Raw genomic sequence first — 24,680 nt, forward strand, 5'->3', positions numbered from 1 at the left:
ACGCGCAGCGCAGTGCTATGCCGCAGCCCGCGGCTGCCAGGTGCGCTCGGGCCTGCGCCAGTCGATGCCCTCCAGCAGCATCGACAGCTGCGCCGCGCTCAGGCTGATCGCGCCCGATTGCGCCTGTGGCCATACGAAGCGGCCACGCTCCAGCCGCTTGGCCAGCAGGCACATGCCGTCGCCGTCGCTCCACAGCAGCTTGACCAGGTCGCCGCGCCGTCCACGGAACACGAAGACGTGGCCGCTGAAGGCGTCTTCGGCCAGAACGGTCTGCACCTTCGCGGCCAGCGAGTCCATGCCGCAACGCATGTCCGTCNCGTCCACGGAACACGAAGACGTGGCCGCTGAAGGCGTCTTCGGCCAGAACGGTCTGCACCTTCGCGGCCAGCGAGTCCATGCCGCAACGCATGTCCGTCACACCGGCGGCAAGCCAGACCCGGGTGCCCGCGCGTGGGCCGATCACGCGCTGTGGCGCAGCGCGCGCAGCACGCTGCGCAGACTGTCCTCGTCCACCGGGCCGCTCAGGCGCAGCTGGACCCCTGCGATCTCGAGTTCGATGACGCCACCGCGCGCTGGCGGCCTCGACGGCGGTGCAGTTGCCGGCGACGGCTCTTGTGCCTGGACATCAACTACTGGCGTCACTTGGATCGGCAGCAAGACAGCGGGCTGCGAACTGCCGGCGTCTCCCGTAAGCGCACACCTCCAAGCGGGTCTGCGATCAGAGGCAGATGCTTGCCGTCATCCCGCGGTCAGGCAAGGACGGCCCACGTCGGACTATTACGTTGATGAGCTGGCTCGAGCTGCATCGCCAGCGCGCTGGCGATGCAGCTGGGCGAACTTCGCTGGCGGCATTCGCCCGCAACTGCTGTGCGGCCTCACCTCGTTGTAGTCTTGGCGCCAGAGCGTGATGGCCGATCGGGCCTGCTGCAGCGTCTCGAACCATTGTTCGTTGAGGCACTCGTCCCTGAACTTGCCGTTGAAGCTCTCGATGTAGCCGTTCTGCATGGGTCGTCCCGGCTCGATCAGGATGTGACGGATGCCATGCGTGCTGGCCCAGCCCATGAAGGCACGACTGGTGAACTCCGGGCCGTTGTCGGTGCGCACAGCCAGCGGGTAGCCCCGAAAGACAGCGGCTTGGTCGAGCAGTCGCGTGACGTACTGGCCCGAGATTGCCCAGTCCACCGCAATGCTCACGCACTCGTGGCTGAAGCCTGTAGGCGTTGGCGCAGGGTGTGCTGCAGCAAGCGCGTGTCGCCCTCGACGAACAGCCACCCGCATAGGCTGCGCAAGCTGTCGGGCGTTTGAGCCTGGGCGATGGCCAGCGCGACGCTACGGTCGAGCAGCGCCATGTGGCCAGGCTGCTGGTGGTGCAGTGCCAGCAGGGCCGGGGAGCGTTGCGGTTCCTCGTCGAACAGTTTGTCGTGCAAAGGCAGCCAGTCAGGCTTTGCGGGAACGCCCGAGGCGTCGATGGCGTCCTGCAGCGGCACTTCGGCAAAACGATCGACGAGGACGAAGGCAGTGCCGTGCGATCGGGCCAGTCCGTAAAGGGTGGCCGCCACCCGCGCGGCGATGCGGTCCAGCTTCAGGCGGATGATGCTTTGCAGCACAGCGTCGCCCACCGCGTAGTAGGGCACGACCTGCAGGCGGCCCAGGAAGGCGGGCTTGAAGCTCTTGTACAGGGCCGGGCGCAGCGCCTGCAGCAGCGCGTCCGGCGCGGGCAGCTCGGCCGGTGCCTTGTTCAGGCAGGCCTGCATGATCTGCGCGGAGCCGACGTTGCTGGTCAGGATGATGGTGCAGTTGCGCAAATCGATCTCGCGGCCCTCGGCATCGTCCAGCACGCCTTTGTCGAACACCTGGAAGAACAGCTCGAGCACGTCGGGGTGGGCCTTCTCGACTTCGTCGAGCAGGACGACGCTGATCAGCGGCCGGCCGAAGGGCGGTCCGCTGCAGCGTGTCATGGCACGAACTGCTGGCCGCCTGGAGCAGCGAGTCACCGCCGCGCTTGATGTCATCGACGCTCTTGCCCGAGGGCAGCCGCCAGACTGTCGATGCGACGCCCTGTAAGCCGGAGGAGCAAGCGATCCGAATGCCTGCTGAACAGCATGGCCACCGTGGCGCTACCGGGCTGCACCAGCACGATGGCTACATGTGAGGGCTCCGGCCTGACTCCGAATGCGGCGCCAGTGCCGCGGAACGCATCAGTACCGAAAGTAGCCTGGCCTAACGCAACCTTGGCACAGGCCGTGTCCAGCACGCTGATGCACTTGTCGGGCAACTGGCGCCCGCTGATGTAGCGGGCCGACAGGCGCACGGCCTCGGTGATGGCTTCGTCGAAGATGCGCACGTTGAAGTGCTTCTCCATCAGTGGGGCCATGCCGCGCACCATGGCGGCGGCCAGCGCTTCGCTGGGCTCTTCGACCTTGACGACCTGGAAACGGCGGGCCAGCGCAGCGTCCTTCTCGAAATACTTCTTGTATTCGCTCCACGTCGTGGCGGCCACGGTGCGCAGCTCGCCACGCGCCAACGCTGGCTTGAGCAGGTTGGCTGCGTCGTTCTGGCCAGCCTGGCCACCGGCGCCGATCATGGTGTGCGCTTCGTCGATGAACAGGACGATGGGATGCGCGCTCTTCTTGACCTCGTCGATGACGTTCTTCAGGCGGTTCTCGAATTCGCCTTTGACGCTGGCGCCGGCCTGCAGCAGGCCCATGTCGAGCACATGCAGCGCCACGCCCTGCAGCGGCGGCGGTACATCACCGGCTGCGATGCGCAGCGCCAGGCCTTCGACCACCGCGGTCTTGCCCACACCGGCTTCGCCGGTGAGGATGGGGTTGTTCTGGCGGCGGCGCATCAAGATGTCAATGGTCTGGCGGATCTCGGTGTCAGCCACGCATGCTCGAGCAGCGTGGGCAGATGCGGGCTGAAGACCGGGGTGCGTGTGTTGCCGTTCTTGAAGCGGCCGATCTCTGCTTGCAGGTCGCTCTGCAACGCATCGGCAGAGATGCCGAAACGACGGCACAGCAGGACGAAGTCGCTCTGCGGTTGCTCCAGCAGGGCCAGGAACAGGTGCTCCAGGTCGACCTCGTAGTGGCCGTTGGCCATGCAGAGGCTGGCGGCGCGCTCGGCCGCGCGGCGTGTGGTGTCGTTGAGCTTGCCGATCAATGTCTTGAGATGGTGGGCCATGGAGCGTGGATCGTTCGGAGCGAAGCCCCGGGAGGTGGTCGGTGGATCAGGTCAGGGCCAGAAGGTCATAGCCGGCGTCGGAGCGGTCGGTCAGGCTGGCGCGCGTCAGCAGAAAGCTGTTCCAGCCCAGGCGTGGTGCTCCGCTGTCGAGCCGCGAGCCCTTGACTTCGGCGGCTCGCAGCGTCAGCCGGACCTCGTACTCCAGCGTGGTGCCGGTCAGCAAGGCCAGCAGCTCTTTCAATGCGATGGCGGCTGGACCGCCTGGCAGGAAACGTTCGAAGTTGCGCCATGGCAGGGGGCCGAAGTGCAAGCGCAGCCGCAGGTCACGCTGCCAGACGCGGTCGCCCATGATCAGGTCGTGGCCGAGCCGCATGTTGGCCAGGCCGAGCTGCGAGCGGTTGTCCTCGGGCAGCGTGAACCAGCGGCCAATGAAGTTGTCCAGACGAACGGGCACGTCGAAGTAGTGCTGCAAAACGCGCTGCAGCGCTACGGCGGAGACCGGGCGGCGTTGCAGCGTCGCAGCATAGAAGGCCACGGCGTCGTCGGACACGCCGCCATCGCGCGCGCGCAGCCGGTCGCGCAGGCCCCGGTGGCCGAGGCCGGCCATCGACAGCATCAACGGCAGGTAGCGGTTCCGACGGTCGGCCTCGAACTGCACGGGCAGGCGATGCTTGCGCCAGGCCTCGTAGAACAGAACCGTGGCCCTGTGCAGGAAGATGTCGTAGAAAGCGCGCGGGGCGTCGCGGTCAGGGCCACGCTGCCCAGCTTCGCGTTCGGCCAGTTGCTCGGTGTAGTGCGTGGGCAGCGCGCCTCCGGCACCGAGCAGGCCGAAGAACGCCGGTGTCAACTCGATGCGTTGCACCGCAGCGGCGTCAGGCCGACGCGGGTCGGTGCCGGCGGCAGGTGCGTTCGCTTGGTCATGCGCCGGTGCGTTGTGCAACAGCTTCAGTGCCGCAATCTCGCTCGGAGCGAACGCCAGGGAGAGGCTGTTGCGAAAGCCGATGCGCTGGCGCAGGACCTGGGCTGCGTCCAGCCCCTGGCCCTGCTGCAGCCAGCGCTGCAGCAACCGCACCGCCTGGAAGAAGCCGAAGCGGTACGGATCGTCGAGCAGCTGCGCGACTACAGCAACGGGCTCTGGCCGCTGCGGCGTGGACATGCGAGAAGCTCCTCGTGGGTGCGGGCCGACACGATTTTCAGCTGAACGAAGCTGTTGGCGTGGACGTAGAGGCCGTAAAAGTGGTCCATGACCTGGGCGAACAGGCGCAGGCCGATGCCGGCGAAATGTTGGTCGTCGACCGTCAGGCTGACCTCCACGCCGCGCACGAACGCGGGGAACGGGTCGCCGGGTAGGCAGGCGCTGGCGGGCCGGTACTCGATGGCAACCAGGCCATCGAGCACGCGGCGGTTAATGGGGCTGCGCGGCAGGTCGTACAGGCGCAGCAGCTCTTTCAGCGCGTCGATGCCGCCGCCCGACAGCGACAGATGATTGACCGACAAATGCGAAATCAACCGCCACAACGCGCCGCGGCCACGGTCGAAGCGGTGGCTGGCCGTGGGGCGACGCAGGAGTCGGATCTCCTTCGCCAGGCTGCCGCCCTGGAGGAACAGATCGCCACCGGCGGTGCCGGCTTGCAGCATGGTCGGAAGATCCCGGTTGGTCGCAGTGACCTCCAGGGACAGCGTGTCGGTTTGCGGGGCGGCCGGGTCGAAGTCGATGTCGACGATGGACAACTCGGTCTCGTAGCCAGGGCTGGCCTGGGCGATGGCTTCGTCACGGTGCGCATGCCAGTAGCGGCCGCCGGCCTCGCCCTCAGCCAGCAGTTGGTCGTGCTGCAGCGAGTAGAAGGGCTGGAACGCGTCGATCTGCTCGCCCTGGGGTGTCTGCCGCACGCGGTACACCCGATCGATGGAATACACCTCATGCCCGAACGCGCGCCGGCCATCCGGCAATACTGGATAAGACGGCGTCTGGTGCGTGACGCGAATGGGGTCGGCCCGTTGCGAGAACAGGTTGACGACCGGGGTGCAACCGGTCAACAGATTGCGCTCGGAAACCGTCTCCAGCAAGCGGGCTTCGTCTGAGTCCGCGCGCACGCCATCCATCGCGTAGTGCAGGGTGATGCTGGTCGAGTTGCTGTCGTGCAAGCTGCCGGGCAGCGGCAGGTCGATGAAGTTGAACTTGTCCGGGAAGGCAAAGTATTCGGTCAGCAACCGGTAGGCCGGATGCGAGCGCGCATCGAAATCGATCAGCGCTTCTTCGTCGGCAAAGCCGACCTCGCGTGCCAGCGCGTCAGGTGCGCTGCGCCAGGGCCCGTACGGCGCCGTCTGGAGCAGCACGCCGCGCGTGCGGCCAAAGATGGCTTCACGCAGTGCCGCCACCTGCGAGGCCTCGCCGTCCAGGTGCAAGCGAATGGCGTCGCTGCCGAGGCTCGCCCACGTGGCCTGCGGAGACGTCAATTCCAGTCGCAGCGACAGCAGGCTGGTCGCGCCTCTTGGTACCGGCGTGCCTTCAGGCACCAGTACGGACTCGCCGCCGACTGTGCCTTCGTGATCGATGGCCGCATCGTCATCAGCGAGAAGGACCCGCGCGCCGCCCGTGGCTATGACCTGTACGGCGCCGTTGCCCAATCCGCCGGCCTGGTCTGGGGCGGCAGCTGGCGTAGCTTGAAGGATCTCGGCCACGTCGAGCTGCGGCGCTCCGGCGTCCTTCGCGGCGCCACGCCCACGCGGGCGGCCCCACCGTGAACGGCGGCCGTGCCAGCCAACCCTTGCACTACGAAAGAACCGAAATATGACCCGACCTTTCATTGTCATTGGCGACAAGACCAGCCATGGCGGTGTGGTGATCGCGGGTGCGCCCGCCACCGATACCGGAAGCCGGGCCATCGCGCGCGTGGGCGACAAGGTCACCTGCCCTAAAAAAGGCCACGGCAAGATCACCGTGATCGCGTCCGGCGACGCCACCTGCATCATCGACGGCCAGGCTGCTGCCCGCCATGGCGACGTGACGGCTTGCGGTGCCACGCTGATCTCCAGCCAGGCGGTGACCACCGACTGATGCAGGTCCGCCGGGTGCGTCGCAGCCCCAGGCGTCCAGCCACACGCTCCACCGATGCAACTACTCCGCGGCCTTGGCCTGTTCGTTGCGATCACCTGCCTGGTCTGGGTGGGCGTGCTGTGGCATTGGCAAGCCACGCAGCGCGACATGTCGCCCCAAGACATCCTCCTCTATCTGGGCGCGCTGCCGGTCACGGTGTTTGTGCTGGGCGTCGCGTCGGCCTGGGCCTTGCGTGGAGTGTCGACGCGCACGGCTACCGCCAGCGCGCGCTCGGACCTCCCCAGCGCGGCGACGTCGACCCCCACCTCCGCAGAAGCCGGCCACGACAGGGTGCAGCTGTTGCTTGCGCACGCGGTCAGTGGTGCGGGCGGCACGGTGGACGATGTACTGCAAGCTGCGCAGGCCGGCGCACCGCGGCCGGTGCTCGATACCGAACTCCACGATGCACAAGGCCTGCCCGTCCTGGTTGCGCGTGTCGGGGAGGTCGACGCGGCCTCACTTGCACAGGAGCTGGAATCGCTGCAGGCCGGGCTCGTCGGGCCGGCATCCGTGGCCGCATCGCTGGACGACGCGACGTTTCGGGCATTGGCGCTGCTGACCACACAGCTGGAGCCAACCATCGATGCGCTGGCGGCATGGCCGGAGCGACTGGGCCGGCCCGCGGAGACGCTCCGCCACACAGCGGCAGCCGTGCGCACGCGTGTGCGTGTGCTGGTGGCCTGGCCTGCCGGCACCTCCGAAGCGCAACGCGCGTTACTGCAAGCCTGGCTCGACACCTGGCTGCGCACGCATGCCGAAGGCGTGGTCGCTCCCGACGCATGGTTGCTGCACGCGACAACGGCAGGTAGCGGTCCGGAACTCTGGCTGGAAGCCGATCGGCTACTCGCTGCCATGGCGCGTGAAGAGCAGGACGATCTGGTCCTGCTCGCGGCATGCCACAGCGATCTGGATGCCGCGAGCATCGAGAGGCTGGAAGAAGCAGGCGCATTGTTCTGCGCGACCCAACCTAAGGGCTGCATTCCCGGCGAAGGCGCGGCCGTGTTGGTGCTGGCCGGCGCGCACTGGCCACCGGCCAAGGCCGATGCACCGTTCGCGCCTCATCTGCACCGCGCAGCGATTGGGCGGCGTGACAAAGCGGTCGACGCGGCCGGACGCGTCGGGTCCGAACTGGCGCAAGAGTTGCTGCGCCAGTCGTTGGCTGCTGCCGGTGTTGAGGCTGGCACGCTCGCAGGCCTGGCCAGTGACGCTGACCAGCACAGCGCACGTGGACCCGAGATGTACGGGGCGATGCTGGCACAGCTGCCCGATCTCGATGTCGGCGAAGACCTGTGCATGGCTGGCCAATTGAGTGGCCGCACCGGGCCCGTCGCAACCCTGCTCACGGTGGCGATGGCCGCGCAACGCTGTGCGCAGACCCAGCGGCCCTGGGCCGCACTCAGCGTGGCCGATCCGCATTGGCGGCTGGCCTTGCTGGCGCGGCCCGCACCAGCGCCCGCTCCCCACCCTGCCACCGCGGCGACCGACCAAGCCGTGCACGATGACAAGACCGCCGCATGAACCGCATCTGGACCTTTTTTTCTGACACACGGGTGCTGACCGTGATCGGGCTGGCATCGCTGGCCGCCTTCCTGTTTCTTGGCGCCGAAACGCTGAAGATTGCTGTGGTGTGGGCCGGCATCGCCTTGGCGGCGGCCATAGTTCTCTGGGTTGTGGGGTGGGCAGTGCGCAAGTTCAGGGCCCATCGCGCGGCGCGCGCGCTGGAGCAGGCAATCGACGACCAGGCCGCGAAGGGCGCCACCACGGCGCCGGACGGCCGCCGCGCCGAAGCCGTGTTGCGCGGTCGCATGCAGCAGGCCATCAAGACCATCAAGCACTCCAAGCTGGGTCAACTCACGGGAGCCGGTGCGCTATACGAGCTGCCTTGGTACATGGTCATCGGCAATCCGGCGGCGGGCAAGAGCACCGCCATCGTGAAGTCCGGCCTGACCTTCCCTTTCGCCGAACAGGACGCAGCGTCAGGCAGCGGCAACATCATCCAGGGCATCGGCGGCACGCGCAACTGCGACTGGTTCTTCACGAGCGAGGGCATCCTGCTCGACACGGCCGGCCGCTATTCCGTGCACGAGGAGGATCGTGGTGAGTGGCTCGGCTTCCTCGACCTGCTCAAAAAGCACCGGCCCAAGGCTCCGATCAACGGCATCATCATCGCGGCCAGCGCCGCCGAGCTGGCGCAGGGGCGGCCCGAGCAGGCGATCCAACTAGCCAAGAGTCTGCGCCAGCGTGTGCAGGAACTGACGGAGCGACTCGAGGTCGTCGCACCGGTCTACCTGGTGCTCACCAAGGCCGATCTGATTGCCGGCTTCACCGAGTTCTTCGACGACAGCGAGCGCTCCGAGCGCGAGCGGGTGTGGGGCGCGACGCTGCCGTACGAGCAAGGCGAAGGCCAGAGCGCACCGGCCCTCTTCGATGCGCGTTTCGACGAGTTGGCAGAAGGCCTGCGCGAGCTGTCGCTGGCGCGCATGTCACTGGCACGCGGCCAGCCCCTGGCGCCAGCGGTGTTGGCCTTCCCGCTGGAATTTGCGGCGGTCAAGCCTGCACTGCGCGCCTTCGTGGCCACGTTGTTCGAAGAGAACCCTTACCAGTTCCGCCCGGTGTTCCGCGGCTTCTATTTCACGAGTGCCGTCCAGCAGGGCGCATCGACCAGCCTGGCCAGCGCGCAGATCGCACAGCACTTCGGCCTACATGCCGCAGGCGGGGAGGACGGCATTGGCAAGGCGGTCTCCGAAGCTGGCTTTTTCCTGCGCGACCTGTTCGGCAAGGTGGTCTTCGCCGATCGCAACCTGGTCAAGCAGTACGCGAGCAGACGCAAGCTTCAATGGCGTGCCGCAGCGCTGGGTGTCGGCGTGCTGACCCTGGCCGTGGCCCTGGGCGGCTGGAGCTGGGCCTACCTCGGCAATCGCCAGCTGATGCGCAGCGTGCAGGCCGACCTCGACTACGCGGTCAAGCTGCAGGCCGAGCGCAGCGACCTGGCATCGCGGCTGGAAGCGCTGGAACTGCTGCAGGACCGCATCGTCCAGCTGACGAAGCACCGCTCAGCGCCGCCAGTGGGTCTGTCTCTCGGGCTGTACCAGGGAGACGAGATCGAGCGCCGCCTGCGCGAGGAGTACTTCAACGGTGTGCGCCAGGTAATGCTGCAGCCAGTGGTGCAGACGATCGAGGGTTATCTGGGCGAGGTCAATGCCCACCCGGACCGCCTCAAGCCCATGGCGCGCACGCCCGGGTCGGGAGCGCTGTCCGCAGACAGTGGCACGCGGCGCACCTTGTCGGGCGCGCGTTTCGTCGACGCTTCACCGGAAGATTCGGCCGAGGCCTACAACGCGCTCAAGACCTACCTGATGCTGGCGGACCGCGAGCGGCTCGAGCCGAACCATTTGACCGACCAGATCACGCGTTTTTGGCGAGGCTGGCTGGACGACAACCGGGGCACCATGCCACGCGAGCAGATGATCCGCAGTGCGGAAAACCTGATCAGCTTCGTCACCAGCAACGTGGGCGATCCGGCCTTCCCACTGCTGTCCACCCAGTTTGCGCTGGTCGACCAGACGCGCGAGAACCTGCGCGAGATGGTCAAGGGCATGCGCGGCATCGAGCGGGTCTATGCCAACGTGAAGGCGCGCGCCGCCACTCGCTATGGCCCCATCACCGTGGCCGGCCTGCTGGCCGACGCGGACAAGGGTACATTGACCGGAAGCCACGCCGTGTCCGGGCCGTTCACGCGCGAAGCCTGGGACGGCTACATCGAGCAGGCCTTCAAGGACGCGGCCAGCAACGAGATGCAGAGTGTGGACTGGGTGCTGAAGACCCGGGCCACCGACGACATCACGCTGGAAGGCAGCCCTGAGCAGATCCGCAAGAAGCTCACCGACCAGTACAAGACCGAATATGTGGCCGAGTGGCAGCGCTTCATGCAAGGCGTTGCAGTCGGCGAGTTCAGCAGTTTCGATGTGGCGGTGGAGCGCCTCAACAGGCTGGGCGACGCGCAGCAGTCGCCCATCCGCAAGCTGTTGCAAAAGCTGTTCGACCAGACATCCTGGGACAACCCATCGTTGCTCAACAGCCGGCTCGCCACCACACAGCAAGGCGTGCTGGAGTGGATCAAACAGCGCCTGCTGCGCATGGGCCCAGCGCGCGTGGACGTGAACCTCAAGCTGTCCGCCGACAAGGCCTTGATCCCGCTGGGGCCCATCGGCCGCGAGTTCGCGCCGCTGGCGCAGCTCATGATGACGCAGGACAACAGTGCGCCTCCTGTCATCGAGTACCTGCAATCGCTTGCCAAGGTGCGCACGCGCTTCAACCAGATCAAGAACCAGGGCGATCCAGGGCCTGGAGCGCGCGCCTTGATCGCCAAGACCCTCGAAGGCGGTGATTCCGAGCTGACCGAGACGCTGCGCTATGTCGACGAGCGCATGCTGGTCGGCATGACCGACAGCGCCAAGGCCGCGCTGCGGCCCTTGCTGGTGCGTCCTCTGATCCAGGCCATGACGGTGGCCGTACCGCCGGCCGAGATCGAGTTGAACCGCATCTGGGTCGCGCAGGTGGGCGACCCGTTCCAGCGCACGCTGGCCAGCAAGTTTCCGTTCGATGCCGCATCCCGCGTGGAAGCCGGCCCCTCCGAGATTGCCAAGGTCTTCGGGCCTGATGGCGCGGTGGCCAAGTACGCCGGCGAGACTCTGGGCCCGCTGGTCGTGCGGCGTGGCGACACGGTCGAAGCGCGGCGTTGGGCCGACATCGGCATTCGCCTGCGGTCCGAGTTCACCCAGGGCTTCGGCGTCTGGGTCAGTCCGCTGGAAGGCTCCAATGCCGCAGCGGTCGCCGCAGGGAGCGGTGGCGCCGGCGCCGCGGGGCCGTCAGCCGGTGCCGCAGTGGCCGACCAAACCGTGTTCCAGGTGCAGCCCCAGGGCGCGCCCGGCTTTGCCGAGTACACGCTGGTGATCGATGGCCAGCGCCTGCGCTACCGCAACACGGCGCCGGAGTGGATGCAGATGGTCTGGCCCAATCCCAGCGGGGTGGCCGGAGCGTCCCTGCATGGCGTGACCAACGAGGGCCACAGTGTCGAGCTGGTGAACGAACCCGGCGCGAATGGGCTGACCCGCTTGTTCGAGAGCGCGCAAAGTCGCAAGCTGCCCGATGGCAACATCGAACTGGCCTGGACCAAGGGCGCGCACCGCGTGGCCTTGGTGTTGAAGGTGCTGCGCTTGCCTGGTGAAGCGCCGAGAACCGGCGTCGCTCCAGGGGGCGCATCCTCTGCGGTGGCGGTGGCCGGCAACCGACTGCGTGGCGTCGCGTTGCCAGCGCTGGTGGTCGGCTCCGACGCGCCCGTCCAGGGCGCCAGCCAGATCGCAGCTGGGCCGGTCAGTCCCTCCAGTGCCTCCGGCGCGGCCCGACCAGCCCCGGTCCGTACGGCGCCGGCCGGCGCCGCCTCTGCTGTCTCCGAGCCCGGCTCGCCCCGTCGTCCGTGAGAACGCCATGCTGACCTCCGAACGCATGGTCCACTTCGGCAAACTCCCGTCGCGCGGTGATTTCGTGCGCAGCGCCCACGCACCAGGCCTGATCGACACGCTGGACCGCTGGCTGTCTGCCGGCGTCGAAGCGCTGACGGTCGACCCGCGCTGGAAGGAGTTGTACGACCAGGCTGGCGCTGCGCGCCTGGCCATCCTGGGACCGCGCAAGACGCTGGGGCTCGTCGGCTACCTGATGGTCAGCCACGATGCGTCCGGCCGGCGTTTTCCCTTCATCACCGCGGCGCGGCTGGAGGTTGCCGAGCCGCTGGGATTTCTCTCCTGCTGTCCCCTGGCCCTGGGGCGCGGCTGGTCGCGCCTTGCCGAGGCGGCGCAGCGTGCACATGCCGCGCCGGACGCTACCGCTGTCTTGGCGGAACTGGCGGCCGCCGAGATCGAGGTGGACAGTGCGGCCAGTGCTTACCAGGCCAGCCTGCGCGACTTTCTGGAGATGCAGACCGTCTCGGGGCTGGCCTCGATGCTGGCGCAGGCCGGCCACGCGCTGGACATCCGCCAACTCATGCTGGGCCTGGGCCTGCTGCTGCAACCCTTGCCCACCAGTGGCGCGCGATCGCTGGCCAAGGGCCTGATGCTGCCACTGCCGGCCGACCCCCTATACCTCCCGCTGGTGGCTTCGCTCTGGCTGGACCTGCTGAGCGGCTTCGTCGCCCGTGCCGATTTCGAGTTGGTGCTGCTATTGCCCGAGCCCCGGCGCGGCGAGGCCCCCGTGGCCTTGCTCGGCTTCGACGGAGCGTCGCCGCGCACGTTGCATGCGCTGCTGGACCCGCAGGTCAGCCGTGAGATTTACATCGACATCCGCGAGGCAGAGTGGGTCGAAGACCACCTCGGCCAGGACTATGCCGTGCACAAGCTGTCCACCTATCTGGCGCAGAGCAACCTGTCGTTGCGCCAGGCCATGTCCACTTTCAAAGAAGTTTTCCTCGGGAGCTGATGTCGATGACCATCCCCAGTGCCCTGGCGGCCCCCCGCACGCTTGCGCTGCGCCGCCGACTGATCGCCGCCGTGCTCGTCGCGGCGCCGCTGGCCGCTGCGGCCCAGGCAGTGCCGGCGCGTGGCACGGGTGCGGCCATGCCGGCACCGCGCCCCGGCATGGTCGTCGTCGCTGGCACGGTGCCCGACGAGGGCGCGCGCCAGGCCATCCTGGCCCGCGTACGCGAGCTGTACGGGGCCGATCGCGTGGTCGACCAGCTCGGCGTTGCCAACCTGGTGGCGCCGCCGGGCTGGGCCGAGAAGGTTCAGCGCATGCTCTCACCCGAGCTCAAGCAAGTGCGCCACGGGCAGATCGCCATCCAGGGCAATCTGGTGGAGATCAAGGGCGAGGTGGCGAACGAAGCCGTCCGGCAGCAACTCGTGAGCACGCTGTCCACCCAGATCAACAACCCGACCTACACCGTGCGCAATGGCCTGCGCGTGGCGGCCGCCGGGCAGGAACAGGTGGATTCGGCCCTGGCCAGCCGCACCATTGAATTCGAGGCCGGCAGCAGCGATCTCACGCCCAGCGGCCAACTGGCGCTGGACCAGCTCGTTCCCGTGCTGAGCCAGCTGTCCGGCCGCAGTTTCGAGATCATTGGCCACACCGACGCGCAGGGGGCACGCTCGACCAACGTCGCGCTGTCTGCTGCGCGCGCCGACCGCGTGAAGACCTATCTGGTGGGCAAGGGCATGCAGGCATCGGCCTTCAGCACGTCGGGCGTGGGGCCGGACCGCCCCGTGGCGAGCAACGAAACGCCTGAAGGCCGCGCGCGCAACCGGCGCATCGAATTGCGCGTCGGCCAGTAGCGCGGCGTGGTCAGTGCCCCGCGTCCGCGGACGCGGGCGCTACACCCAACAGCTCTTCCAGTTGCGCCAGCGTGGCATTGCTCTGCATCACGGTACGCAGCCAGATGTGCAGCGGCATCTCGCCCCAGCTTGCGGCCCGCTCGGCCAGGTAGGCTACGGGGCTGTGCGGCTCGGTACGGCGAAAGAATTCCGCCACCTCGCGCAACTGCGCCAGCGCCTGCGCACGATCGCCAAGTGCAGCGCCGTGCGTCGTCACCGTCGGCTGTGCGCCCGCTGCCGGGGTGGACGCCTCTGCTGCCGGCACCGCGCTGCTGCCACCCATGTCGCGCAGCAGCCGTTCCAGCGCCCGTACCGCATCGGCAAGCGCCTCGCGCGCCGCCACGAAACCCGGGCCGTCCATGCCCAGGCGCGCGTCGACCTCGGCCTGCAGCTGCTCCAGCGCCAGCGACGCGCGCCGGGCGTCGGCCAGCACAGCCGCGACACTGGCCGTGGGCGTCTTGCGCTGCACGCGTTGCAGCTCCTGGGGTGTGGACTGGCCTTGGGCCGTCTCGTCGCCCGACGGGAGGCGCTGGCGGATCATTTCCAGGTCGGCCAAGCTGAAGCGCAGAACGCCGTCGTGTAGCACCGGCACCCGATCGCTCATCTGCTGCACCAGCGACAACAGCCAGACGATGCTGCCGATGCGCAACTCGTGGTCGTCTTCGTCCAGCTGCGGATGCACGCCGTCCCAGGCGACGCGGACCAGGCCGGCGTACAGCGCGAGGCCATCGGCGAGCCCTGCATAGCCACGCAGGCGGGTGGCCGCCTCGGTGTACCAGCCAGCCACCCGCAGATCCTTCGAGCGCTCGCGCAGCAGCGTCTCGCAGGCAGCCAGCACGCCAGGCCAGTCGGCCCGCTTGAGCTCGGTCACCCACTCGCCCTGGTTGAGCGAAGGGTCGTCCTCTCGCCGCAATTCGCGCAGGGTGTCGAACTCGACCGAGAAACTCATGTCGGGGCCGCAGGGGTGATCGCCGTCGAACAGGCGGAATAGAAGGTCGTGGTCGGTGTGCATACGGCGTTGTCGTCGAAGTGTGGCGCACGGCGCCAGCGAAGTCGGCAAGCGTATCAGCAGGCATCGTATGCAGTCATGGTTTTTGTGCACAGTCGCTTCCATTAGAAACGCGGTAGCGGGAGCGTGACTAAGCATCAGGACCACGGCCGTCGCGCCGACACACCGCTCTACACTCGCAGCCGCATGCGTCGACATCAGGCGCGCAAAGCCGGCCGGCTTGCGACCGGCGGTCCCGAGGGAACAAGGCCCCCCATGACGTTCGGACAGATCGGCGTGACACCGGCAGATGCCTGCATGGCATTGGACCGTGCCGGCTGTGTGCTGGACGCCAACGCGCAGGCTGCGCGGCTGTTGCAGCGCTCGGTCGCCTCGCTGGCTGGCAAGCCCGTGCACGCCGCCTTCGGCGAGCCGGAGGAATCGGTCTTCGCCACGGAATGCGCCTGGGCCCTGCAGGAACGCTGCAGCGTCGCTTTCGAGGCCTACGCCGTCCATCTGAAGCTATGGATCGAGCTGCATGCGCGGCCGCTGGGCGACGATGGGCTGGAACTGCGCTTTCGCGACGTGTCCAGGCGCAAGCAGGCATCCGACGCGCTGCGCCAGAGCGACGAGCGCTTGCGCCACCTGATCCGCGCCATGGCGGACGCGGTCTGGGATTGGGACCTGGTCGCCAGCACCGTGTGGTGGAGCGAGGGCGTCCATGCCCTGTTGGGCGGCCACCCCGTAGGCTGGTTCGGCGGCGGCCAGGCATGGATCGAGCATGTCCACCCCGAGGAGCGTGATCGTGTGCGCCAGCGCCTGGGCGCCGCCCTGGCCGGCAGCGCCGAGAACTGGGCCGACGACTTCCGCCTGCAGCGCCTGGACGGCAGCTACGCCCAGGTCAGCAGCCGCGGCTTCCTGATCCGCGACGGCAAGGGCGTGGTGCGGCGCATGGTCGGCGGCATGACGGACGTCACGCTGCGCCTGCAGGCCGACCGCGAACTCGCGCGCCTGAGCCGCGCGCAGCGCATGCTCAGCGCCTGCAACGAGACGCTGATCCGGGCCGAGTCCGAGAGCATGCTGCTGCGTGGCGTCTGCCGCGTGTCGGTGGAGATCGGGGGCTACGCCATGGCCTGGGTCGGCTATGCGCACGACGACGCGGACAAGAGCATCGACGTGGTCGCGCATGCCGGCGACGACGCGAACTTCATGAAGGGCATCGCGATGTCCTGGGACGAGAACGGCCCCAATGGCCAGGGCCCGGCGGCCCGCACCGTCCGCAGCGGCGAGCTCGTGATCGTCGAGGACATCGCTAAGGACCCGTCGTTCGCCCCATGGCTGCAGGACTCCCTGGCCAGCGGCTTTCGTGGCGTGGCCTGCCTGCCGCTGCGCGACAAGGAGCGCACCTTCGGCTTCTTCTACCTGTACGCGCCCGACGTGGTGCAGATCGGCAACGACGAGATCGCTTTGCTGCAGGAGCTGGCGAACAACCTCGCCTTCGGCATCGGCAACCTGCGCGCCCAGCAGCAGCAGCGCAGCCTGCACGCTGCCGTGCTGCAGGTGGCCGTGGCCGTGTCGGCGGCCACGGGCGATGCGTTCTTCCTGCAGCTCGTGCACCACATGACGCAGGCGGTCGGCGCGCGCGCGGCGTTCATCGGCCGCATCAACAGCCAGGACCCGGCCATGGTGCAGACCATCGCCGTGGTGGTGGACGGCCAGTCGGTCGGCAACTTCATGCTGCCGCTGGCCGGCACGCCGGCCGAGATGCTGCTGTCCAGGACCAGCTGGTACCGGCCCGCGGTGGCCGCGCCGTCGCCGGCCATGGCGCGCGTGCTCGGCGAATTCAGGCCCGTGGCCTATGCCGGCGTACGCCTGGACGATTCGGCCGGCCAGTTGCTGGGCGTGCTCATCACGCTGTTCGATGCACGCCCGGCCCATGTGGACGTGGTCAATTCCACCTTGCAGATCTTCGCCGCGCGCGCGGCCTCCGAGATCGAGCGCCAGGACAAGGACCGCCGGCTGCGCCACCAGGCCTCGCTGCTGGACCTGGCGCAGGACGCCATCGTCGTGCACGGCATGGACCACCGCGTGCGCTTTTGGAACCAGGGCGCCGAGCGGCTGTACGGCTGGCGCAGCACCGAGGTCGACGGCGAGTTCCGCGTGACCCAGCTGTACGGCGAGCTCGAAGCGTTCGAGCACGCCGCGCAGGCTGTGCGCGCGCACGGCGAATGGAGCGGCGAGCTGGTCCAGATGCGCCGCGACGGCTCGACCTTCACAGTCGGCGCGCGCTGGACGCTGGTCCGGGACGAGCAGGGCCAGCCTGAATCCGTGCTCGCCATCCACACCGACATCACCGAGCGCAAGCAGGCCGAGCGTGAGATCCAGCAACTGGCCTTCTACGATCCGCTGACGCAACTACCGAACCGCCTGCTGCTGATGGACCGCCTGCAGCAGGCCTTGGCGGCCGGGCACCGCACCGGCCGCGGCGGCGCGCTGTTGTTCATCGACTTGGACAACTTCAAGATGCTCAACGACACGCTCGGTCACGACATGGGCGACCTGCTGCTCGAGCAGGTCGCCTACCGCCTGTCGCATTGCGTGCGCGAGATCGACACCGTGGCGCGGCTGGGGGGCGACGAGTTCGTGGTCATGCTGGAAGACCTCGGCACCCACGACCGCGACGTGGCCATGCAGGCCCGGCACGTGGGGGAGAAGATCCTCACGGCGCTGAGCGCGCCCTACCAGCTGGCCGGCAACGAGCATGTGTCCACGTCCAGCATCGGCATCGCGCCGTTCAAGGGACAGGGCTGCAGCATCGGCGAGCTACTCAAGCAGGCCGACATCGCCATGTACCAGGCCAAGGCCGCTGGCCGCAACACCTTGCGCTTCTTCGACCCCGACCTGCAAGCCGCCGTCTCCGCGCGTGCCGCCCTGGAGGCCGACTTGCGGCTGGCGCTGGCGCACGACGGGCTGTCGCTGCACTACCAGCCCCAGGTCGATGCAGAGGGCCGCGTCACCGGCGTGGAAGCCCTGGTGCGCTGGCAGCACCCGCAGCGAGGCGCGATCGCACCGTCCGAGTTCGTGCCGCTGGCCGAGGACACCGGCCTCATCCTGCAGCTGGGCCGCTGGGTGCTGCGCGAAGCGTGTTTCCAGCTCGCGCGCTGGGCCGACCGCCCCGAGACCGCGGCACTGACCATGGCCGTCAACGTCAGCCCGCGGCAGTTCCGCCACCCGGACTTCGTGGCCCAGGTCGGCAGCGTGCTGGGCCGCACGCGTGCCGACGCGCGCCTGCTGAAGCTGGAGCTGACGGAAAGCCTGCTGGTCGAAGACATCGACACCACCGCCGCCAAGATGGCCGCGCTGCGAGCCCATGGCCTGGGCTTCGCGCTGGACGATTTCGGCACAGGCTACTCGTCGCTGCGCTACCTGCAGCGGCTGCCGCTGGACCAGCTCAAGATCGACCAATCGTTCGTGCGCGACGTGGTCGAGGACGCCAACGACAGCGCCATCGTGCGCACCATCATCGGACTGGCCGCCACGCTGAACCTGCAGGTCATGGCCGAGGGCGTGGAAACCGCGGCGCAGCGCGACTTCCTGCTGCAGGCCGGCTGCCGCGCCTACCAGGGTTACCTGTTCAGCCTACCGCTGCCGGAAGACGGCATCGTCGCACTGCTGTCGCCGCCCGCGCCCACGTCCGGCGACACCTCGACCAGGCAGTCGTAGAAGGTCGGCGCGCGGCCCATGTCGGTGAGGGCCTGGCTGGTCAGCTCGTTCACGTTGCGCCCGTCCAGCCCCAGCTTGCGCCACCAGATGCCCAGCCCGTGCACGACGCCGATGCGCGCCCGCGTGGACACCACGGCGCGGCAGCGGTAGGCGCCGCGCGCGTTGAACACGCGCACGATACCGCCGTCCGCGATGCCGCGCGCTGCAGCGTCGTCGGGGTGGATCTCCAGCAGCTGCTCACCCTCGATCGCGCGCAGGCTGGTTACGTTCACGAAGCTGGAGTTCAGGAAGTTGCGCGCCGGCGGCGAGATCATGGCCAGCGGATACAGCGCGCTGCTGCCGATGGCCTCGTGGTTCGGCAGGTGCTGCGGCAGACCGTCCAGCCCCTGCGCGGCCAGCCGCGCGCTGAAAAACTCGCAGCGGCCCGAGGGGGTCGGAAAGCCGCCGTGCGCGAACGGCGCATCGTCGATGGCCAGCGGCGCGAAGCCGTCGCGCAGCAACCGGCCGAAGTCCACGCGCGCGCCGAAGGCCATGCGGCACAGCGCCTCGTCGTCGTCCGCGAACGAGGCGTCGGGAAGCCCCATGCGCCGCGCCAGGTCGCGAAAGATCTGCGTGTTCGGCCGCGCCTGCCCCAGCGGCGCGATCGCCGGGCGGTTCAGCATCACGTCGGTGTGGCCGTAGGTGCCGTGGATGTCCCAGTGCTCCAGCTGCGTCGTCGCCGGCAGGATGAAGTCCGCGTAGTCCGCCGTGTCGGTCTGGAAATGCTCCAGCACCACGGTGAACAGGTCCTCGCGCGCAAAGCCCCGCACCACCTTGGCCGACTCGGGCGCCACCGCCACCGGGTTGCTGTTGTAGACGATGACGGCCTCGATCTTCGGCGCGCCCTCGTCCAGCAGCGCATCGCCGATGGTGCTCATGTTGATGGTGCGCGGGCGCCGCCCGGCCAGCAGGTCGGGGCGCTGCAGCGCCGCGCGGTCGACCGGGAACTGGCCCGAGCTGCTCAGCAGCATGCCGCCGCCGCGATGGCGCCAGGCGCCGATCAGCGCGGGCAGGCTGGCCACAGCGCGCGTGGCATTGCCGCCGCCGCGGGCGCGCTGCATGCCGTAGTTGAGCCGGATCGCCGCCGGCCCGCCATGGCCGTGGCGGCAGGCGCCGTAGTCGCGCGCCAGGCGCTCGATCTGCTCCACCGCAATGCCGCAGACCTCGGCCGCGCGCGCGGGCGGCCACTCCAGCGCGCGTGCGCGCATCGCCTCCCAGCCCAGCGTGTGCGCGCGCAGGTAGTCGTGGTCCAGCCAGTCGTGCACCACCAGCTCGTGCATCAGCGCCAGCGCCAGCGCGGCGTCCGTGCCCGGGCGCAGCGCGATGTGCTCATGGCATTTGTCGGCCGTCTCGGTGCGGCGCGGGTCGATGCAGACCAGCCGCGCGCCATCGCGCTTGGCCTGCTGTGCGTAGCGCCAGAAATGCAGGCTGCTCGCGATCGCGTTGCTGCCCCAGATCAGGATCAATTTCGACTCGGCGAAGAACTCCACCTTCATGCCGACCTTGCTGCCCAGCGTCTGCGTCAGGCCCTCGGCACCGGCCGACGCGCAGATGGTGCGGTCCAGCAGCGAGGCGCCCAGCGTATGGAAGAAGCGCGCCGCGATGCTCTCGCCCTGCACCAGGCCCATGGTGCCGGCGTAGCTGTAGGGCAGGATGGCCTCAGGCTCACGCGCGGCGATCGGCGCCAGCCGCGCGGCGATCTCGTCCAGCGCCTCGTCCCAGCTCACGGGCGTGAACTGGCCCGCGCCCTTGGGGCCGCTGCGCCTGAGCGGCTGCAGCAAGCGGTCGGGGTGGTAGCTGCGCTCTGTGTAGCGCGACACCTTGGTGCACAGCACGCCGCCCGTGTGCGCATGGTCAGGGTTGCCCTGCACCTTGGTCGCCACGCCGTCGACCACGGTCGTCAGCAGCGCGCAGGTGTCGGGGCAGTCGTGCGGGCAGGCGCCGCGAACCTGGATGGCTTGCATGGTGTCAGTCGAGTGCATGGGTCGAGGCCAGGCCGCGGATGAATTCCTCGCAGCGCGCCAGCTGGTCCAGGCTCACGTACTCGTCGGGCTGGTGCGCCTGCTCGATGCTGCCCGGGCCGCAGACCACGGTCGGGATGCCGGCGTTCTTGAACAACCCGGCCTCGGTACCGAACGCCACCAGCGTCGTGCGCTGCTCGCGCGCCAGGCGCAGCGCCAGCCGCGTGACGGCGTCGTCGGCCGAGCCCAGGAAGCTCGGCACCTCGCAGATGGTCTCGAAGCTGAAGCCGGTCTCGGGCGCCACGCGTTGCATGGCCGGCTCCAGCGCCCGTGCGTGGTCGCGCATGCGCTGCTGCATGGCGCGCGCGTCGGCCGTCGGCAGGTCGCGGAACTCATAACGGAACTCCGCGTCGCGCGGCACCACGTTGTCGGCGATGCCGCCATGGAACTGGCCCACGCTGGCTGTGGAGAACGGCACGTCGAAGCCCTCGTAGCGCGGCTCGTTGCGCTCGAAGCCCTCGGCCATGTCACGCAGGCCGGCGACCATGCGCGCCGCCATCTCGATCGCGTTGACCGACTGCGGCGTGAGCGACGAATGCGCCTCCTTGCCGCGCACGCAGCACTTGTAGCGGTACACGCCCTTGTGCGCGATGGCCGGCACCATGCCCGTGGGCTCGCCCACGATGCACGCCAGCGGCGCGATGCCGGCGTCGCGCAGGTCGGCGATCAGCTCGCGTGCGCCGAAGCAGCCCACTTCCTCGTCGTAGCTCAGGGCCAGGTGCACGGCGAACGGCGCCGCGCTATGCGCCAGGTGCTCGGCCTGGGCCAGCGCGATCGCGATGAAGGACTTCATGTCGGCCGAGCCGCGGCCGTACAGCCGGCCACCCTGCACCGTGGCGGACAGCGGGTCCACCGACCAGTCCTGCCCGTCCCAGGGCACGGTGTCGGTGTGGCCCGACAGGATCACGCCGGCCGGCTTGTGCTCGCCCAACGTGGCGAACAGATTGGCCTTGGTCTTGTCGGCGTTCCACGTCAGGCGGCTCTTCACGCCGATGCGGGCGAGCAGATCGCGGGCCAGGTGGATCAGCTCCAGGTTGGAGTTGCGGCTGACGGTGTCCAGCTGCACCAGGGTCTGGGCCAGCTGCAGGGCAGATGTGGAAAGCATGCGGGCATTGTCCTGCCATCCTCGCTAGACTGCACTGTTTCCGGCACCCCCCGCACAGGATTCCCCTCATGAAGATCATCGACTCCATCGTTGGCCAGGCGGCCGGCATCGCCGCCATCCGCCGCGACATCCATGCCCACCCCGAGCTGTGCTTCGAAGAGGTCCGCACGGCCGACGTCGTCGCCGCGCAGCTCACGGCCTGGGGCATCCCCGTGCACCGCGGCATGGGCACGACCGGCGTGGTCGGCATCGTCAAGAACGGCACGTCGAGCCGCGCGATCGGCCTGCGTGCCGACATCGACGCGCTGCCCATGCAGGAGTTCAACACCTTCGCCCATGCCAGCCAGCACGCCGGCAAGATGCACGCCTGCGGCCACGACGGCCACACCGCCATGCTGCTGGCCGCGGCGCAGCATTTCGCGAAGCACCGCAACTTCGACGGCACGGTCTACCTGATCTTCCAGCCCGCCGAGGAGGGCGGCGGCGGCGCGCGCGAGATGATCAAGGACGGGCTGTTCGAGCAGTTCCCCATGGAGGCCGTGTTCGGCATGCACAACTGGCCCGGCCTGCCGGTGGGCAGCTTCGCACTCAGCACGGGACCGGTCATGGCGTCTAGCAACGAGTTCAAGATCACCATCCGCGGCAAGGGCGGCCACGCCGCGCTGCCGCACAACGGCATCGACCCGGTGCCCATCGCCTGCCAGATGGTGCAGGGCTTCCAGACCATCATCAGCCGCAACAAGAAGCCTGTGGATGCGGGCGTGATCTCGGTCACCATGATCCATGCCGGCGAGGCCACCAACGTGGTGCCCGACAGCTGCGAGCTGCAGGGCACGGTGCGCACCTTCACGCTGGAGGTGCTGGACCTGATCGAGGCGCGCATGCAGCAGATCGCCGAGAACATCTGCGCCGCGTTCGACGCCACCTGCGAGTTCGAGTTCGTGCGCAACTACCCGCCCACCGTCAACCACCCGGCGGAGACCACCTTCGCGCGCGACGTCATGGCCAGCATCGTGGGTGAAGACAACGTGCGCGTGCAGGAGCCCACCATGGGCGCCGAAGACTTCGCCTACATGCTGCAGGCCAAGCCCGGCGCCTATTGCTTCATCGGCAACGGCGACGGCGCGCACCGCGACATCGGCCATGGCGGCGGCCCCTGCACCATCCACAACCCCAGCTACGACTTCAACGACGACCTGATCCCGCTGGGTGGCACCTACTGGGTGCGCCTGGCCGAGGAATGGCTGGCCAAGCCCGCCGCATGATCGGCGTCGTCCAGGCGTTTTCGTCACGCTACGGCGAGGCGCGCACCAAGTTCCTCGAAGGCGCGGCGCGCGCCGGCATGGCCATCGAATCGTTGCCGCACCCGCTGCCGGGGCGCCAGGGCGAGGCGCTGGCCATGGACATCGCGCGCGATGGCCCGACCGACGCCGAGCGCCTGCTCATCGTCACCAGCGCCTGCCACGGTGTCGAAGGCCACTGCGGCAGCGGCGTGCAGGTGTTCGCGCTGCACGACGACGAATGGCGCGACAAGGCCCGCGCGGCTGGCGTCACCGTGCTCTACGTGCACGCGCTGAACCCGCACGGCTTCTCGTTCACGCGCCGCGTCACGCAGGAGAACGTGGACCTGAACCGCAACTTCCAGGACTTCACGCAGCCGCTGCCGGCCAATGGCGCCTACGCCGAGGTGCACGCGCTGATGCTGCCCGCGCAGTGGCCGCCGACCGCGCAGAACGACGCCGCCATCGCGGCCTACATCGCGCGCCACGGCGCCAGTGCGCTGCAGGCCGCCGTCAGCCGCGGCCAGCATGCGTTTGCCGACGGCCTGTTCTTCGGCGGCACCGCGCCGACCTGGAGCAACGGCGCCTGGCGCCAGGTGCTGCGCCGCCACGCCGGCCGTGCGCGGCGGCTGGGCTGGATCGACCTGCACACCGGCCTGGGCCCCAGCGGCATCGGCGAGCGCATCTTCGCCTGCCGTGACGACGCCGCCGCGCTGCAGCGCGCACGCGCCTGGTGGGGCGCGGGCGTGACCTCCATTTACGACGGCTCGTCGACCTCTGCCCTGCTGACCGGCATGGCCTTCCAGGCCGTCTACGACGAATGCCCACAGGCCGAGTACACCGGCCTGGCGCTGGAATACGGCACCGTGCCGTTCGGGGACGTGATGGGCGCCCTGCGCGCCGACCACTGGTTGCACGGGCACCCCGAGGCCCCGGCTGCGCTGGCCGAGCAGATCCACGCCCAGATGCTGGCGGCGTTCTACACCGACACCGACGCGTGGAAGGGGCAGGTCATCAGCCAGGCGCGGCAGGCGATGTTCCAGGCCGTGGATGGCCTGGCGGCGGGCTGAAGCTCAGCCCCCGAAGCGGGCCTGGCCCAGCTCAAGGAGCCCGTCGAACAGCAGGTTGTCCACCAGCTCGAACGAACGGGTCATGTGCGGCGCCATCTTCCAGCCGGCGCCGCCGGTCATGATGCAGGCCGGCTCCTCGCCGCACCGGGTCTGCAGGTGCTGCACCATGCGCTCGACCGCGCCGGCGATGGCGTAGGTGCCGCCGCTGGTGAGCGCGTCGCTGGTGTTGGTGGGGAAGTCGCACACGTCGCCCGTGGGCACGTGCAGCCCGGCCGTACCGGATTCCAGCGCGCGCAGCATGATGCCGTGGCCCGGCAGGATCAGCCCACCCAGGAAGGTGCCCTCGGCGTCCACGGCTTCCACCGTCACGGCCGTGCCCACCATCACCACCACCATGGGCCGCGGACCGTCGCGCCGCAGCACGCGGTGGCGTGCGCCGACCATGGCCACCCAGCGGTCCGCGCCCAGGCGCGTGGGGTGCTCGTAGCCGTTGCGCAGACCGGCCTCTTCGCTGTTGGAGACCACCCATTGCGGGTTCACGGCCCACAGCTCCATCTGCTCTTCGGTGCGGCGCTTGAGCGCATCGCCCGCGACCTGGCAGCCCAGCATCTGCTGCGGCTCTTGCAGCGCAGCCCAGCTGCCGTCGGCCAGCTTGTCGATGTTTTCCAGGAATTCAGCGCCATGGGCGATGAGCTGCGCGCCGGGCCGCGGTGCGTCGTATTGCGCCCACTTGAGCCGGGTGTTGCCGATGTCGATCGCCAGAAAGGTCACGCTTGTCTCCTCCGTGCTGCACGCACTGTGCTGTCTCCGGCCGGCATT

General features: G+C 68.8%; 16 protein-coding genes and 5 pseudogenes. 9 read left to right on the forward strand and 12 right to left on the reverse strand.

The features are described 5' to 3' along the window. Window positions 1-15: 15 nt before the first annotated feature. The 8 genes and pseudogenes from tnpB (ASF43_RS32345) to tssF form a co-directional block, all read right to left on the reverse strand. Window positions 16-174 carry an IS66 family insertion sequence element accessory protein TnpB gene (gene tnpB, locus ASF43_RS32345; protein WP_369803350.1) on the reverse strand — a complete coding sequence of 53 codons (159 nt, stop codon included), beginning with the start codon at window positions 172-174 and terminating at the stop codon, window positions 16-18. Between the two features lie 143 nt (window positions 175-317). Then, window positions 318-409, reverse strand: a pseudogene (gene tnpB / locus ASF43_RS32350) (IS66 family insertion sequence element accessory protein TnpB); the annotation flags it as partial. A gap of 368 nt (window positions 410-777) precedes the next feature. After that, window positions 778-1,209, reverse strand: a pseudogene (locus ASF43_RS25985) (integrase core domain-containing protein); the annotation flags it as partial. A 341-nt stretch (window positions 1,210-1,550) separates the two neighbouring features. Beyond that, window positions 1,551-1,922: pseudogene (locus ASF43_RS31010) on the reverse strand (AAA family ATPase); the annotation flags it as partial. Window positions 1,923-2,227: 305 nt separating this feature from the next. Next, a pseudogene (locus ASF43_RS25995) lies at window positions 2,228-2,881 on the reverse strand (AAA family ATPase); the annotation flags it as partial. 2 nt (window positions 2,882-2,883) lie between these two features. Continuing rightward, window positions 2,884-3,180, reverse strand: a pseudogene (locus ASF43_RS32355) (Clp protease N-terminal domain-containing protein); the annotation flags it as partial. A 46-nt stretch (window positions 3,181-3,226) separates the two neighbouring features. After that, complete coding sequence (tssG, locus tag ASF43_RS26005; protein ID WP_056187917.1) at window positions 3,227-4,336, reverse strand: type VI secretion system baseplate subunit TssG; 1,110 nt, start codon at window positions 4,334-4,336, stop codon at window positions 3,227-3,229. After that, on the reverse strand, window positions 4,300-5,808 hold the full coding sequence (tssF, locus tag ASF43_RS26010) for a type VI secretion system baseplate subunit TssF (protein WP_369803335.1): 1,509 nt from the start codon (window positions 5,806-5,808) through the stop codon (window positions 4,300-4,302). The genes tssG and tssF overlap by 37 nt, the downstream gene beginning before the upstream one ends. On the opposite strand from tssF, the gene ASF43_RS31865 reads away from it, so the two are divergent. Genes ASF43_RS31865 through ASF43_RS26035 form a run of 6 tightly spaced genes read left to right on the forward strand, consistent with a single transcriptional unit; the run spans window position 5,728 to window position 13,596 of the window. After that, window positions 5,728-5,925, forward strand: a complete 198-nt coding sequence (locus tag ASF43_RS31865; protein ID WP_369803336.1) for a M15 family metallopeptidase — start codon at window positions 5,728-5,730, stop codon at window positions 5,923-5,925. The genes tssF and ASF43_RS31865 overlap by 81 nt on opposite strands. A 46-nt stretch (window positions 5,926-5,971) precedes the next feature. After that, a complete protein-coding gene (locus tag ASF43_RS26015) occupies window positions 5,972-6,238 on the forward strand; it encodes a PAAR domain-containing protein (RefSeq protein WP_056187920.1) in 267 nt (88 codons plus the stop codon). 54 nt (window positions 6,239-6,292) lie between these two features. Then, on the forward strand, window positions 6,293-7,795 hold the full coding sequence (locus ASF43_RS26020; RefSeq protein ID WP_056187924.1) for a hypothetical protein: 1,503 nt from the start codon (window positions 6,293-6,295) through the stop codon (window positions 7,793-7,795). Beyond that, on the forward strand, window positions 7,792-11,757 hold the full coding sequence (tssM, locus tag ASF43_RS26025; RefSeq protein ID WP_056187927.1) for a type VI secretion system membrane subunit TssM: 3,966 nt from the start codon (window positions 7,792-7,794) through the stop codon (window positions 11,755-11,757). Before ASF43_RS26020 ends, tssM begins: the two co-directional genes overlap by 4 nt. A gap of 7 nt (window positions 11,758-11,764) precedes the next feature. Beyond that, window positions 11,765-12,748 carry a type VI secretion system-associated protein TagF gene (gene tagF, locus ASF43_RS26030; RefSeq protein ID WP_056187930.1) on the forward strand — a complete coding sequence of 328 codons (984 nt, stop codon included), beginning with the start codon at window positions 11,765-11,767 and terminating at the stop codon, window positions 12,746-12,748. Window positions 12,749-12,753: 5 nt separating this feature from the next. Further along, the gene (locus tag ASF43_RS26035) at window positions 12,754-13,596 is read left to right on the forward strand and encodes an OmpA family protein (protein WP_056188580.1); all 843 of its coding nucleotides are present in this window, start codon (window positions 12,754-12,756) and stop codon (window positions 13,594-13,596) included. A 10-nt stretch (window positions 13,597-13,606) separates the two neighbouring features. Here the strand turns inward: ASF43_RS26035 and tssA are convergent, their stop codons facing one another. Continuing rightward, window positions 13,607-14,647, reverse strand: coding sequence for a type VI secretion system protein TssA (gene tssA / locus ASF43_RS26040; RefSeq protein ID WP_056187934.1), 1,041 nt, complete (start codon window positions 14,645-14,647; stop codon window positions 13,607-13,609). 252 nt (window positions 14,648-14,899) lie between these two features. On the opposite strand from tssA, the gene ASF43_RS26045 reads away from it, so the two are divergent. Continuing rightward, entirely contained in the window at window positions 14,900-18,346 is a 3,447-nt protein-coding gene (locus ASF43_RS26045; protein ID WP_056187936.1) for an EAL domain-containing protein, read from the forward strand. On the opposite strand, the gene ASF43_RS26050 is transcribed toward ASF43_RS26045, so the two are convergent. Both ASF43_RS26050 and argE read right to left on the reverse strand, forming a co-directional pair. Beyond that, entirely contained in the window at window positions 18,250-20,349 is a 2,100-nt protein-coding gene (locus ASF43_RS26050) for a molybdopterin-dependent oxidoreductase (protein WP_235578369.1), read from the reverse strand. The two genes, ASF43_RS26045 and ASF43_RS26050, sit on opposite strands and share 97 nt — an antisense overlap. 4 nt (window positions 20,350-20,353) lie before the next feature. Then, window positions 20,354-21,511 carry an acetylornithine deacetylase gene (argE, locus tag ASF43_RS26055; RefSeq protein WP_056187939.1) on the reverse strand — a complete coding sequence of 386 codons (1,158 nt, stop codon included), beginning with the start codon at window positions 21,509-21,511 and terminating at the stop codon, window positions 20,354-20,356. 68 nt (window positions 21,512-21,579) lie between these two features. Between argE and ASF43_RS26060 the strand changes: the two genes are divergently transcribed. Continuing rightward, the gene (locus ASF43_RS26060; protein WP_056187941.1) at window positions 21,580-22,776 is read left to right on the forward strand and encodes a M20 aminoacylase family protein; all 1,197 of its coding nucleotides are present in this window, start codon (window positions 21,580-21,582) and stop codon (window positions 22,774-22,776) included. Next, window positions 22,773-23,861, forward strand: coding sequence for a M14 family metallopeptidase (locus ASF43_RS26065; protein WP_056188582.1), 1,089 nt, complete (start codon window positions 22,773-22,775; stop codon window positions 23,859-23,861). Before ASF43_RS26060 ends, ASF43_RS26065 begins: the two co-directional genes overlap by 4 nt. Window positions 23,862-23,864: 3 nt before the next feature. Here ASF43_RS26065 and ASF43_RS26070 read toward each other — a convergent pair whose 3' ends face one another. Beyond that, a complete protein-coding gene (locus tag ASF43_RS26070) occupies window positions 23,865-24,632 on the reverse strand; it encodes a type III pantothenate kinase (protein ID WP_056187944.1) in 768 nt (255 codons plus the stop codon). Between the last annotated feature and the right edge of the window lie 48 nt (window positions 24,633-24,680).

It is taken from the genome of Pseudorhodoferax sp. Leaf267, assembly GCF_001422405.1.
In the GTDB taxonomy this organism is placed as follows: domain Bacteria; phylum Pseudomonadota; class Gammaproteobacteria; order Burkholderiales; family Burkholderiaceae_C; genus Pseudorhodoferax.

Bases quoted from the DNA above. Each gene is read 5' to 3' on its own strand.
- ASF43_RS26060 (WP_056187941.1), top strand. From the start codon at position 21,580: ATGAAGATCATCGACTCCATCGTTGGCCAGGCGGCCGGCATCGCCGCC.
- tssM (WP_056187927.1), top strand. From the start codon at position 7,792: ATGAACCGCATCTGGACCTTTTTTTCTGACACACGGGTGCTGACCGTG.
- tssA (WP_056187934.1), bottom strand. From the start codon at position 14,647: ATGCACACCGACCACGACCTTCTATTCCGCCTGTTCGACGGCGATCAC.
- ASF43_RS26065 (WP_056188582.1), top strand. From the start codon at position 22,773: ATGATCGGCGTCGTCCAGGCGTTTTCGTCACGCTACGGCGAGGCGCGC.
- ASF43_RS26015 (WP_056187920.1), top strand. From the start codon at position 5,972: ATGACCCGACCTTTCATTGTCATTGGCGACAAGACCAGCCATGGCGGT.
- ASF43_RS26035 (WP_056188580.1), top strand. From the start codon at position 12,754: ATGACCATCCCCAGTGCCCTGGCGGCCCCCCGCACGCTTGCGCTGCGC.
- ASF43_RS26045 (WP_056187936.1), top strand. From the start codon at position 14,900: ATGACGTTCGGACAGATCGGCGTGACACCGGCAGATGCCTGCATGGCA.
- ASF43_RS26020 (WP_056187924.1), top strand. From the start codon at position 6,293: ATGCAACTACTCCGCGGCCTTGGCCTGTTCGTTGCGATCACCTGCCTG.
- argE (WP_056187939.1), bottom strand. From the start codon at position 21,511: ATGCTTTCCACATCTGCCCTGCAGCTGGCCCAGACCCTGGTGCAGCTG.
- tssG (WP_056187917.1), bottom strand. From the start codon at position 4,336: ATGTCCACGCCGCAGCGGCCAGAGCCCGTTGCTGTAGTCGCGCAGCTG.
- ASF43_RS26050 (WP_235578369.1), bottom strand. From the start codon at position 20,349: ATGCAAGCCATCCAGGTTCGCGGCGCCTGCCCGCACGACTGCCCCGAC.
- tagF (WP_056187930.1), top strand. From the start codon at position 11,765: ATGCTGACCTCCGAACGCATGGTCCACTTCGGCAAACTCCCGTCGCGC.
- tnpB (WP_369803350.1), bottom strand. From the start codon at position 174: ATGTGCCTGCTGGCCAAGCGGCTGGAGCGTGGCCGCTTCGTATGGCCA.